This is a genomic window from Romboutsia sp. Marseille-P6047 (assembly GCF_900604535.1).
GTDB lineage: Bacteria > Bacillota > Clostridia > Peptostreptococcales > Peptostreptococcaceae > Romboutsia_E.
The window spans coordinates 53,444-65,104 of record NZ_UWOT01000017.1 but is presented as its reverse complement, the minus strand read 5'-3'; the positions used below and the strand labels follow the sequence as shown (position 1 = coordinate 65,104).

Sequence of the window (11,661 nt, the reverse complement as noted above, 5' to 3'; positions counted from 1 at the left end):
AGGCTATTCTATAAAATATTGCTATTATATCTCAGTTAAATAGAAATCCATATATACTTCTATCTACAATCATAGGTTACACCTTATATTGTTATATTGAACAAATTTATCATAGTCAAAATTTTCAGTTAAATTTTTAAATATTCCTAGATATAAAGTTAAAACCTTTGCTCTATATACTCTTTTATAAAAGTCTATAGATATTTTTTTAACAAACTTTGTTCTAAAACCTGTATATAACTTTATTTCTATACATTTTCTTTAATAATTATTGTTTCAATATCTAAATGTGTATTTATATTTTTCTAAATTTTAGTATAATTTTCCATTACGCTAATGTTTAAGTTTTTGTTTCATACCTATACCATTATTGATTCTTTTCCATACATATTTAACATTTAAAGTTTAATCCGCTGTACAATCAGTAAAAAATGCTCCTATTAAAATGATTAATGCTAATATTTTTAACCTTATATTTCACCTCTATTTTTAGTAAAATTTATTTTTAAAATTATAATACCATTGCACATTATTTATGTCAATTTTTTCCTATATTTTTTATATTATTATCTTTGACTATGTTAGCCATCTTCGTGATAAATATGACATAATAATAAGTACACCTTAGTATTTTAAACGTATTAGATTATATGATGTGCTTATTATAAATTACCAACTATAGTCGTTTTGATTATTATTGATGTATGTATTTACTCCGTAGTCAAATGAGTATGTATCTCTATTTAGTTTTACTTTAAACTCAGCTATTTTGGTTTCACCTTTTACACTTATTATAGCAACATAATCTTACCATTTAAAATCAATATTCTCTTTAACAATTCCTGCTAAGTCTTGATGAATAGGATATTTTATAAGCTCCTCACTTGATGAGTCTGATACGATATTTATTTGCACACCATATGGAAATTTAGTGGATTCGACTTCTATCTTACATAATGTATCTGGGATTTTTTCTGATATCAGAGTTTTATTAAAGTTAACGTTTCTTGATGTTAAAGCTAAAAACATTAAAGTTAATCCAGTTATAAAAATACTAATGATAATTTAGATGGTCTTTGCATATATAATCCCTCTCTTTGTTTTTCTCAATTTATAATAATTGTAAACTTAATTATACTATACGAAATATTCAATTATTCTCCAATTGCAAAATAGTTTCATTAATTTGAAGTAAAGTTCCTTATTTTATGTTAACTCAATAAATCTATTTCTAATAGTTGCTCTAGTTATATATGTATCCTTAGTAGATACATTCACTAGCATATCTTTAATTCGGTCACTCTTTTTATTCTTCTTACTTTGTTGTAGAAATTTAAACCAAGCCAAATAATTATTAATATATTTTGTGGATACACCATTAAAAGTCATTAACCATCTCTTAAAGCTACTGTGAAGAGCATTTATATGCTGTAAATGATAAACACTATCTATCATTGATTTTCCTCTAGAAACTTGCTTTAATTCTATGTTCAACTTATCCTTTATTCCCATATAGGATTTATGCGAATCTACACAAAAGTAGCATCTTAACATATTTTATTGTCAAAAAAGTTAACTATTTGATTGGTTGTAATTCTCCCATTACAAACAGCACCCATAAGGATATTTCCTTTTCTATCAATTGCTGTCTCTATACAAATCTGCTCTTTTGATATTCCCCTTTTCTTCTTATCATTTTTGCTTTTACCTCTTTTTCTATGGTTTCTAGGCATTGCAAATATAGTACTTTTAGAATGATTCCCTTTAAAAGACTCCTTAATAAAATATTCATCTACTTCAACTATACCTTCAATTTTATCATTTTTTAATGATAGATTTATTACATCAAGTATCCTATGACGCATATAAAAATACGTTTTAACACCTACTCTGATTTCTTCAGCAAATTTTCTTATAGAAAGTCCTAATATCATTAATTCGCAGTATTTTAGCCATCTATCTAAGCTTAATTTTGTATTAGAGAATGGGGACATAGTAAACTCATCAAAACTTGTACGACAACGTTTACATATATATCTTTGTCTTCCGTTAGATTTCCCATTTTTATTTACATATTTATATTGACATTTTGGGAACTCGTATCCTTTAGAAAATCTACTTTCTTTGACATTATATCTAATTTCAGAGGAATTAAATAAAGTACTTAATACTTATTGTGCTACTGAAATTAACTCTGTAAGTTCATTCCTTTTTAAATCTTTTATCACAGATTTTATATCTATTTTTGACCTAATATTAGGTATCCTTTCTGAAAATTAGTTGAAATATAGTTTATAACTATTTTAGATATAATTAATCACAAAGTTAGCTAACATAGCCTATAAATAAAAAATAGTAAAATAGACTCCCTTTCTATCGTATAACCTTACTTATAGTGCAACAATAATCATTTACTCTGATAATTAAAATAAAAAAAGATATTGATTTTTCAATCAATACCTTTTTTGTGGATTTCAATAGTGGAGACGACTCACATAAATCATACATAGGGATAAAAGATAAATTAAATGTAGAGTTAAAACAAGTTCCTAGAGGTAAATCAATGATAGATAGTGTTTACCACTTGCAACATATAAATGCTCTTCATAGTAGCTTTGAAAGATGGTTAATGACATTCAATGGAGTTTCTACAAAATATATTAACAACTATTTAGCTTGGTTTAAATTTCTTCAATTAAGCAAGAAGAATAAAAAGACTGACAGAATCAAAGATATGTTAGTGAATATTGCTACTAAAGAAACACTTATAACGAGAGATACTATTATAGGTAGACTTATTGAGCTAGTTTAAATTAATGAAATTATTTTACTATTGGAAAGTAAATTAACATTATGTATAATATAGTAAAGTTCGCAAATGTTATATATTGGGAGTATATTTCAATGGAGGGGTGAACTATTGTGTTAAAAATATCATTATTTATGTCAGGTGCATTATTCTTCGTATCGGGTATGTTTTTTCTTCTTAAAGATAAAGCATCTATATTAATCAATGGATATTATTTTATCTCAAAAAATGAAAGAGAATTATATGATGAACTTAAAATGAGTAGAGATTATGGTGTAATATTATTAAAACTAGCTTTAATACTGTTAATATGGACAATTGGCTATATTCTAATATCTAAATTAGTTTTATGGATATCAATTGTTATTTGGATTATATGCTTTGTGAAAGTTACTGTTACTTTTAGATTTGATAAATATAAAATCAATCCTAATAATTAGTCTTAATTATATATGAACAATTTTAATAAAGTACCAATAATTTAAATCAATCTATAAAATAAAAATAGGCATACCTTTAATAGTTCTAATATATATGCCTATTTCTATTTACTTTTTAATATTATCAACTATTTTCATCCTATTTTAAAAATAGTTATTAATATGTTTCTATAAATACTTCAAAGTATCCTTGTGGGTGTACACATGTTGGACATACCTTAGGTGCTTCTTCACCTTCATGAATATGACCACAATTTAAACATTTCCATAGTACTTTTTCATCTTTCTTAAATACTTTTCCCTCTTCTATATTTTTAGCTAATTTATTATATCTAGCTTCATGTCTTTTTTCTACTCCACTTATTCTCTCAAAAGTTTTAGCTATAGCTTCAAACCCTTCTTCTCTCGCTATCTTTGCAAATTCAGGGTATAATTCTGTCCATTCTTCATTTTCACCAGCAGCAGCCGCTTTTAAGTTTGCCATAGTATCTTCATGGAATGATACTGGGTATGCTGCTGTTATTTCTATCATTTCATCTATAAAATCTTCTTTTAAATATTTATAAAATTTCTTAGCATGCTCTTTTTCTTGTTCTGCTGTTTCCATAAATATGTTTGATATTTGAACATACCCTTGTTTTTTTGCTATGCTTGCATAATATGTATATCTTGTTCTTGCTTGACTCTCTCCTGCAAAAGATTTCATTAAGTTTTCAGCTGTTCTTGTTCCTTTTAAACTTTTCATAAGTCCCCCTTTAATTAATTTAAGTTTATAAAGATAGTAGCATTAAAATTTTATAAATTCAATAACTAATTTACATTTTTTTACATAATAATTTGTAAATTTGTATTAATATGCATAGTTATATATCAGAATATATTAAATATAAAATGTTTAACTTTTATTAGATTTAATGTTATAATAAAAATAAACTTGAAATGGATAAATTGTATAATTGTAGTACTCCATACTTTTCCTGATAAAACACACAGAAATTAACTAGTTGTACCAGTTAATATAAGATACTTTAATTACATTTTGTGTACTACATCTATAAAACCTAATATTATATAAAAATCAAAAATAATTAATAAAAGTCCCTTAATAGCAATGATAAAAATATCAATACTTTAAGGAGCTTTTATTAAATTACATTTTTTGATGTACTTGATTATCTCTGCATACTTGATCTATATACATATCTTTTTCTACATCTATAAATACTTTAGCTATAACTTCATAAGCTTCTGCCCATGCATTTAAAACATCTTCTGTTGCTGCGTCTCCTAGAACTTCTTTTATTGCTAATAATAAATTTTTACCTACTACTGGATAATGCTCTGGTTTTACATTTGAATTAACATGAATATTTCCTATTTTCTTTGCCGCTGGTAATAACACCTCTAAATTATCTATATTTTGAGCTGCTGCTAGTATTGTCATTGCTAGCGCCTTTGGTTGTTCTCCAGATTCTTGTTTATCCATATTAAACATTTCTTTTACTTCTGGATTATTCGTAAACATTGTTTTGTAGAAAGTTTTTGTTATTTCTAATCCATGCTCCTTTAATACCGGCACTGTACTTTTTACTATCTCTATTGTTTTTTGACTTAACATACTTACTCTCTCCTTTTTAAATGTGTATTTTATATACACTTTTTATTTATTAAAAATTTACCCAATTATTTTTTATATAAACATTTTTTAAAAGTAATATATTCTTTATTCTCAATTCAATTGCAATTATATCTTTATAGTTTTGATTTTGAATATAAAGTAATAATACTTAAATATAATAATTATTATTAAAAATAACTTTATATATAAGTTATTTAAAATAATTAATGGAAAAGCAATCATTATATCTGCAAAAGTTGATGTATATATCTTTTGCTTTAAGGTCATGGACTTATTAATTATAAAACCTTCTAAATAATTTTTGTATATTTTGCTAGATTTAAACCAGGTTTCAAATTTATTTGACCCTCTAGCAAAACAATATGATGTTAAAAGTAAAAATGGTACTGTCGGTAATATAGGAAGTACTATTCCGATTATTCCTAATAAAAGAAATATAAACCCTGCAATAACAAATATTATTTTTTTAATTCTCTTCATAAAACTCTCCTATTTTTTAATATGTATTCTATATACCCTTTTTAAGTTTTAAATAACATATAATTTTTTAATTATAATTTATATTGTATCTAACCTAATATAATTTATAATAATATATAATAATCAACTTATATTAAGGAGAATTTTATGTATTTATCTAAATTTACTGATTATAGTTTTAGAATATTAATTTATCTAGGCAATAACCAAAATAAACTTTTTACAGTAGATGAGTTATCAAATACACTTAATTTGTCTACTCATCATATAAAAAAAATAATTTATAAATTAGCTAAAAATGGATATATTTTATCTTCTAAGGGAAGAAATGGTGGTATAAAGCTAGGAATGGACCCCCAAAATATAAACTTAGGTAAACTTCTTGAAATAACAGAAGATAATTTAAATATTGTAGAATGTTTTTCTACTGATAATAATACTTGTAACCTTAATAATTCTTGTAAATTAAAACCAATTATAAATAATGCTTTAAGTTCATTTATAATTGAATTTTATAAATATACCCTATATGATATCCTTTAATATATTAAGACATTATATCTATAAGATGATATGAACCCTTTATGACAAAAGTTTTATTGTTTTAACTTTCTATCACAAAGGGCTCATATCAAAATTAGTATAATCTATTTATAATTATTTTTATAAAAACCGTGCTCCGTTACTTGTGATACGGTTCTCCGTTACACCTCCAAAGGATGTTATTTTATAGTTTATTTAGCAAAAAACTTTCTTCGCCGTTTTTCCAATTGTTCTTGTACCTATTGCATCTACTGTTCCTCCTATAACTCCTCCAACTAAAGGTATACATTTTCCTAAGTTTATTACACCTTTTTCACCAAACTTAGTCAATAATCTAAATCCTACCTTTTGATTAATATTTTTAATTACTTCTCCTGGTATCTTCTTTACTAGAGATTTTGCTACACTATTTCCTATTTTTATACCACTTTGTTTTAAAATATCCGCCGCACTTTGCCCTGTTAAAGACACATATACAAGAGTTCTAACTTGGTCATCTTTTAAATCATATCCTCTCATACTTGCAATGGTTGCAATCATCCTTGTTTGTATATAAATAACAGAGCTTATATTTGCAGGAACTGCTACAGGCAGTGTTATTATTCCTCCTAATCCTGTTATGAATCCACTAGTCGCACATTTAGCTTGTTGCCAATTAATAAATTGATCTATAGCATCATCTATAGAATTAGATTTACTAATATACTTATTCGCTAATTCTTCTGCAGTCTCCATTCCTGGTAATCCATTTACTGCTTTTTCATAGCTCCAGTCTAGTACCTGCATTAACTTAAATTCAGTAAGTTTATTATCCCCCATATTCCCTCCAAGTTATAATATATTAACAGTTTTAATATATTATATTACAAATTTCAAGCAAGTACAATTAAGCATATGAACATGAAAAAAGGAAGGGTCTTCATCTTCAGATGACCCTTCCTTCACTAAGTATCTTATTACATCTTCATTTATCTGTAGCTCTATAGTATCTATTTCTCTTGACTTATCTATTGTTACCTTTGACACAAGTAAGTTTAACAACTGCTTTCTTTGTTGTCTTGTGCTACTCTCCTTGAAAACTTGTCCAAACTTATTCATCACTTGACTTACTAATTCAAAAGGTACTGGTTCTCCTTCTGCTAACATTACCTCTTGCCTTAATTCATCTACCCTAAACTTCAATGTGTCTATCTCTTCATTCAATTTCTTTACTCTCTCTGCTAACTCATTTTTAGTTAGTATTCCATCTTCAAATAGCTCTATGCTAGAGTTCTTCTTCCCATTTAGCTTATCAATTTCCTTATTTACTAAGTTCATTTCATCTAATTTGGGCTTTAGCTTACTAGACTTATTCTTATTAATGTTGTTTATTACCTTTTTTAGTAATAGCTCGTTGTTTACTGTCTCTATTAACTTATTGATTACAACTTCATCTGCAACTTCTGCCCTTACAGAGTTTGAATTGCACACTGCTGTACCTTTGTTCTTCCAATTGCCACATGCATAGTACTCATTTACTACTTTAGTTCCATCTTTTCTTTTTCTAGTTGACCTACTTACTGTCATTGATGCTCCGCAAACAGGACATTTTAGTAGTCCACTTAGAATTAGCTCACTATCATAGACTCTATTGTGAGTTTTACTCCTATCTTTTAGTATTATTTGTACCTTTTCCCATGTTTGAGTATCTATTATTGCATCATGTTCTCCATCTACAAGTATTGGGTCAGGATTGATATTTCTTCTTCTTTTTTCATTCCAATCTTGTCTTAAATTGTATCTTATCTTTCCAATGTAGACTGGATTTTTTAGTATCTCTTTTATTGTGGCTGTCGCAAATGCATTGCCTTTCTTACTTCTATGACCTTCTTGATTTACTCTATTTACAGTAGCTTTGTATCCATGTCCTTCACTATACAACTCAAATATTCTTCTTACTGTCATTGCTTCTTTTTCATTTATTACTAGTTTAGTCTCTTTTCTCTTCTTTCCTTCACTTGGTGTCTCTACTATGTCGTATCCAAGTACTTTGCCCCCATTCCACTTTCCTTCTCTAGCTCTTGCTATCATTCCCATTTTTACATTCTCTGCTATAGTACCTCTTTCAAATTCACCTATCGCTCCCATTATGTTAAGTTGTAACTTCCCTGCTGGAGTTTCTGTTTCAAAACTCTCTGTTAGAGAACGAAATGCTATCTTATTTTTATCTAATGTATCTACTATGTTAAGTATGTCTATTAGTTTTCTACTTATTCTATTTAGTTTCCAAACTATTACTAAATCAAATTTTCCTGCATTAGAATCTTGTAAGAGATCTTTCAGACCAGGTCGCCCTGAAATATTTTTACCACTTATTCCCCTATCTTCGTAGACTTTGTACACTTCATGCCCTTCTTTTTCACAGTATTCTATGTTCCTTCTTCTTTGTTCGTCAATACTATATCCTTCTTCTGCCTGCTCTACCGTTGAAACTCTACAATAAATTGCTACTTTTTTACTCATGTCAATTCCCTCCTAGTGTTGATATTTTCTCGTCTTATTGTCACTAATTCACATTGGAAATACATTTAGATTCACGTTAAACTTTGTGTATTTCCAATGGTTTAAGTGCTATTTTCACGATTTCACGCTATTTTTTAAGTATAGTTTATTTTTATTTATTATTTACTAAGTTACATTATTTCAATTGTTGTAAGAAATCCATTCAAGTAAACATTTCTTCTTTTACACTCTTCTACTAACCTACCTACTATTTCTACTGGTATCTCTTCAAAATCCCAAATTAATATAGCTTTTATCTCCTCTTGTTTTACTAATTCTATTAGTCTGTTTATCTGTTGATAGTCTCCTGCTACATGACTATCAACAAATTCTACTATGTTAACATTGAAATACTCTAACTCCAGCTTCATCCATGATACTTTACCTACAAAAGGTTCATTTACATCTTCTTCTTTTGATGTTTTTTTAGTATAGATTGCTACATTCTCATTTTTGTAACTACTGTATTTGTTCATTCTGCATGTATTCATTGTCTATCTCCTTAATTACTTATTATTTTTTATCATCTATCTTAATTTTCACGTGAAAACGTGAAAATTTATGCTCTATCGTTGTTATTTCTCAATCTCTATCATGTGAGTTTTATGTTGGTAGAACGTGATTTTTCACGTTCTACTTATTTACTACCCTAATAGTCTAAGTATTGTCTTTGAATGTCTTCCTTGTATGCATTTAGCTCTATTCCTTTTTGATAACATGTCTCTTTTAATCTATCTAGCATCTCTTCTTCAATATCTGAATATGACCAAATTATTACTGCACTAATTCTGTAACATTCAACCATTTCTATTAATCTTTCTAGTTCTCTATAGTCTCCTTCAACCTCTGTATCTATCATTGTTATTGGTTCACACTCATAGTCATATAGGTCTAATGTAAGTATGCTAGTCTTAGTATGAAGATATGACTCACTATCTCTCAATTGTGGCTTTATGTACACTGCTACGTTTTGGTATTTGTATTCTCTGTATCTTTCCATGTTTCTATCTCCTGTCTATTTACATTTATTTTTTATCTATCTTAATTTTCACGTGAAAACGTGAATTTCTATCTTATCCTATTGATATTACTAATCTTTCAGTATGTGATTTTATGTTGGTAGGACGTGATTTTTCACATGTCCTACCTTTAAGTATCTATTGTTCAATCTTTTCACTATCAGAACCTTCTCTTATCAAGTAGTTTTGGATTACATCACTAAGTATCTCAATCACAGCACTACATTTAACGTCTGTCTCAGTCATTTTCCCTATGTTGTCCATTTTGCACCTCTTACTTTAATGTTCTATTTAATTACAATTACTTGGCTCTAGTTTAATTTTCACTATTTCACTTTACTTTTCATTTAGCTTAAGTTTTATTACGTACACTGGTGTTGTTATAGCATTTATCTTTCTCTTTCTAGTTAGTCTACCTTCTTCATAGTCTAGCTTTCCTTCTTTCTTCAATTGATCTAGTACAACGTTTGTATCTTCAAACTTTCCTTGTTTCATTATCTCTTCAAACTTATTCTTTAAGATTGCAATCTCCAATTCTCCGTTTGGTAGCTCTTTTCTACTTCCCCAGTAGTCTACATTAGAGTTGCTTTCTGTGCCACATTTGAACTTAGATGCATTAGTTTCTACGTATTGTATCAACCAATCCTCAGCTTTTCTTTTAATCCCTCTTCTCTGTATGCTCTTTACTTCTGTCTCAACCAACAACCCTCTTATTCCTTCTATGTCTAAGTGTATTCCATAGTCTCTATACCCTGCATTTATTAGTGTTGCAGTTAGTGTTACTAAAGCATACTTAGATGAAGTTCTTCTAATCATATTATCTACTGTTCCACTTTCTTTTAACTTCTCTAAGAATATTTCCTTCTCTTTTTCAAATAGTAGTTTAATCTTATTTATCGAACAGTTAACCAACTTTTTTGCGAAACTGTATCCAAAAACTCCATAGTTTCTATTAGCTAATGCTTTTACTTCGTCAGAATGCTTTGCATCTTCTGTCCAAACTATCCCCTCTAACTCTAATGTCCTTACTTCTAGTCCAGTATTATTTTTAGCTCTACTTAGTATAGATGCCTCTCCATTAGAAATTATTGTAGTTGCCCAAGTTCCTGATTTTCTAAGTTCTATCTCTTTAGTAAGTCTAGCTTTGTCTTTTCCTCCAACAATATTGTAGATTAAGCTTGTTGTATCTTCTATTTTAGACATTGACAGCTCATCTAGTGCATATGCTACCCCATAGTTACCTGTAAGTGAGGTTATTAGTGCATTTTCTGTTGAATTCCAAGTATTATACAGTCCTCCTACTCCTAAATTCGGATTTCCCCAAACAGATATTGCTAACATTGTTGCCGTACTCTTACCTTTACTTGATTCAGTTACAAAATGTGCAAGTAAGGTGTTTATGTCCTCACATGACTTATTTAATTTAGCAACTACTGCTGAACTTACTCCTAGTGCAAATGCTAAAGACATGTTTCTATACGGCATTACTAGATTTTTTATGTCTTTTAAGTATTCATCTAATGTCCCTTTTGGTTTAATGTCTAATGAACCACAGTACCTACTATCTATGTTTATAGCATCATACAGTTTAAACACTTCTTTGCCATTGTACATGCAGTAACCTATTTCACTATGTATATTTCGTATCATTCCAAGATGTTTTTCTTGGTATGCAATTGCATTTATATGGTGCTTAGCATTTATCTCATTTACATCTGCTCCATCAGCACTAAGTTTAATGATTTCTCTCTTACTAGACACACGATCTTTTGGTACATTTAATTCAATTGTTTTACCCATGTAAGTAGTGTTAAGAGGGAGTGTTATCTTTCCTGTGTCTATGTTTAATTCTGGGGTCCCTAGTTTTAGTAAATTAGCAGTTTTGTCCCCTTCAAAAACCATTAGTCCTAACTTTTTAGAGATTAGTAAGTTATTATCTACCTCTTCAAACTCATCATTTTCTTGTGGTATACTTTCATCTTCATCATTTACAAATTCTACTTCAAGAGTATCTTTTTCCTCTGAACTTTCCTTAGTATCTATCACTTGAACCTCTTTATCTACTACTTGAATCTTTTGCGATGTATCTTCATTGACAGTAACTTTGTTCTCTAAGTTCATCTCCTTTTCTTTCTCTTTGTACCAATCTGGTACTATTAGTGGTTTCCTTTCAACTTTCTTTATAGCCAT

12 protein-coding genes and 2 pseudogenes are annotated in these 11,661 nt (G+C 28.2%); 3 read left to right on the top strand and 11 right to left on the bottom strand.

All coding sequences use genetic code 11. The features are described from left to right. Positions 1-807: 807 nt before the first annotated feature. Positions 808-1,029 carry a hypothetical protein gene (locus EIH23_RS14280; protein ID WP_122641102.1) on the bottom strand — a complete coding sequence of 74 codons (222 nt, stop codon included), beginning with the start codon at positions 1,027-1,029 and terminating at the stop codon, positions 808-810. 177 nt (positions 1,030-1,206) lie between these two features. Then, positions 1,207-2,255, bottom strand: a pseudogene (locus EIH23_RS14275) (IS1595 family transposase). Between the two features lie 230 nt (positions 2,256-2,485). Here EIH23_RS14275 and EIH23_RS14270 point away from each other — a divergent pair. Both EIH23_RS14270 and EIH23_RS14265 read left to right on the top strand, forming a co-directional pair. Continuing rightward, positions 2,486-2,812, top strand: a pseudogene (locus tag EIH23_RS14270) (IS1595 family transposase); the annotation flags it as partial. A gap of 110 nt (positions 2,813-2,922) precedes the next feature. Further along, on the top strand, positions 2,923-3,249 hold the full coding sequence (locus EIH23_RS14265) for a DUF3784 domain-containing protein (protein WP_122641101.1): 327 nt from the start codon (positions 2,923-2,925) through the stop codon (positions 3,247-3,249). Between the two features lie 157 nt (positions 3,250-3,406). On the opposite strand, the gene rbr is transcribed toward EIH23_RS14265, so the two are convergent. The 3 genes from rbr to EIH23_RS14250 form a co-directional block, all read right to left on the bottom strand. After that, positions 3,407-3,994 carry a rubrerythrin gene (rbr, locus tag EIH23_RS14260; RefSeq protein WP_122641100.1) on the bottom strand — a complete coding sequence of 196 codons (588 nt, stop codon included), beginning with the start codon at positions 3,992-3,994 and terminating at the stop codon, positions 3,407-3,409. Positions 3,995-4,399: 405 nt separating this feature from the next. Next, positions 4,400-4,867, bottom strand: coding sequence for a globin domain-containing protein (locus EIH23_RS14255; RefSeq protein ID WP_122641099.1), 468 nt, complete (start codon positions 4,865-4,867; stop codon positions 4,400-4,402). Positions 4,868-4,993: 126 nt separating this feature from the next. Continuing rightward, positions 4,994-5,368 (bottom strand): YbaN family protein, encoded by a 375-nt coding sequence (locus EIH23_RS14250; protein ID WP_122641098.1) that lies wholly within the window; start codon positions 5,366-5,368, stop codon positions 4,994-4,996. Between the two features lie 147 nt (positions 5,369-5,515). Between EIH23_RS14250 and EIH23_RS14245 the strand changes: the two genes are divergently transcribed. After that, positions 5,516-5,911 (top strand): RrF2 family transcriptional regulator, encoded by a 396-nt coding sequence (locus tag EIH23_RS14245; protein ID WP_122641097.1) that lies wholly within the window; start codon positions 5,516-5,518, stop codon positions 5,909-5,911. 195 nt (positions 5,912-6,106) lie between these two features. Here the strand turns inward: EIH23_RS14245 and EIH23_RS14240 are convergent, their stop codons facing one another. From EIH23_RS14240 to EIH23_RS14220, 6 genes are all read right to left on the bottom strand, one after another. Next, positions 6,107-6,730, bottom strand: coding sequence for an EcsC family protein (locus tag EIH23_RS14240; RefSeq protein ID WP_122641096.1), 624 nt, complete (start codon positions 6,728-6,730; stop codon positions 6,107-6,109). A gap of 39 nt (positions 6,731-6,769) precedes the next feature. Further along, positions 6,770-8,413 carry a recombinase family protein gene (locus EIH23_RS14235; protein WP_122641095.1) on the bottom strand — a complete coding sequence of 548 codons (1,644 nt, stop codon included), beginning with the start codon at positions 8,411-8,413 and terminating at the stop codon, positions 6,770-6,772. Positions 8,414-8,583: 170 nt separating this feature from the next. After that, on the bottom strand, positions 8,584-8,943 hold the full coding sequence (locus tag EIH23_RS14230; RefSeq protein WP_122641094.1) for a hypothetical protein: 360 nt from the start codon (positions 8,941-8,943) through the stop codon (positions 8,584-8,586). 158 nt (positions 8,944-9,101) lie between these two features. Beyond that, positions 9,102-9,452, bottom strand: a complete 351-nt coding sequence (locus EIH23_RS14225) for a hypothetical protein (RefSeq protein ID WP_122641093.1) — start codon at positions 9,450-9,452, stop codon at positions 9,102-9,104. Positions 9,453-9,609: 157 nt separating this feature from the next. Beyond that, on the bottom strand, positions 9,610-9,735 hold the full coding sequence (locus EIH23_RS16780) for a hypothetical protein (RefSeq protein WP_279265944.1): 126 nt from the start codon (positions 9,733-9,735) through the stop codon (positions 9,610-9,612). A gap of 72 nt (positions 9,736-9,807) precedes the next feature. Then, positions 9,808-11,661, bottom strand: a complete 1,854-nt coding sequence (locus EIH23_RS14220; protein WP_122641092.1) for a DUF927 domain-containing protein — start codon at positions 11,659-11,661, stop codon at positions 9,808-9,810.

Bases quoted from the DNA above. Each gene is read 5' to 3' on its own strand.
- EIH23_RS14280 (WP_122641102.1), bottom strand. From the start codon at position 1,029: ATGTTTTTAGCTTTAACATCAAGAAACGTTAACTTTAATAAAACTCTG.
- rbr (WP_122641100.1), bottom strand. From the start codon at position 3,994: ATGAAAAGTTTAAAAGGAACAAGAACAGCTGAAAACTTAATGAAATCT.
- EIH23_RS14255 (WP_122641099.1), bottom strand. From the start codon at position 4,867: ATGTTAAGTCAAAAAACAATAGAGATAGTAAAAAGTACAGTGCCGGTA.
- EIH23_RS14250 (WP_122641098.1), bottom strand. From the start codon at position 5,368: ATGAAGAGAATTAAAAAAATAATATTTGTTATTGCAGGGTTTATATTT.
- EIH23_RS14245 (WP_122641097.1), top strand. From the start codon at position 5,516: ATGTATTTATCTAAATTTACTGATTATAGTTTTAGAATATTAATTTAT.
- EIH23_RS14240 (WP_122641096.1), bottom strand. From the start codon at position 6,730: ATGGGGGATAATAAACTTACTGAATTTAAGTTAATGCAGGTACTAGAC.
- EIH23_RS14235 (WP_122641095.1), bottom strand. From the start codon at position 8,413: ATGAGTAAAAAAGTAGCAATTTATTGTAGAGTTTCAACGGTAGAGCAG.
- EIH23_RS14230 (WP_122641094.1), bottom strand. From the start codon at position 8,943: ATGAATACATGCAGAATGAACAAATACAGTAGTTACAAAAATGAGAAT.
- EIH23_RS14225 (WP_122641093.1), bottom strand. From the start codon at position 9,452: ATGGAAAGATACAGAGAATACAAATACCAAAACGTAGCAGTGTACATA.
- EIH23_RS16780 (WP_279265944.1), bottom strand. From the start codon at position 9,735: ATGGACAACATAGGGAAAATGACTGAGACAGACGTTAAATGTAGTGCT.
- EIH23_RS14220 (WP_122641092.1), bottom strand. From the start codon at position 11,661: ATGGCTATAAAGAAAGTTGAAAGGAAACCACTAATAGTACCAGATTGG.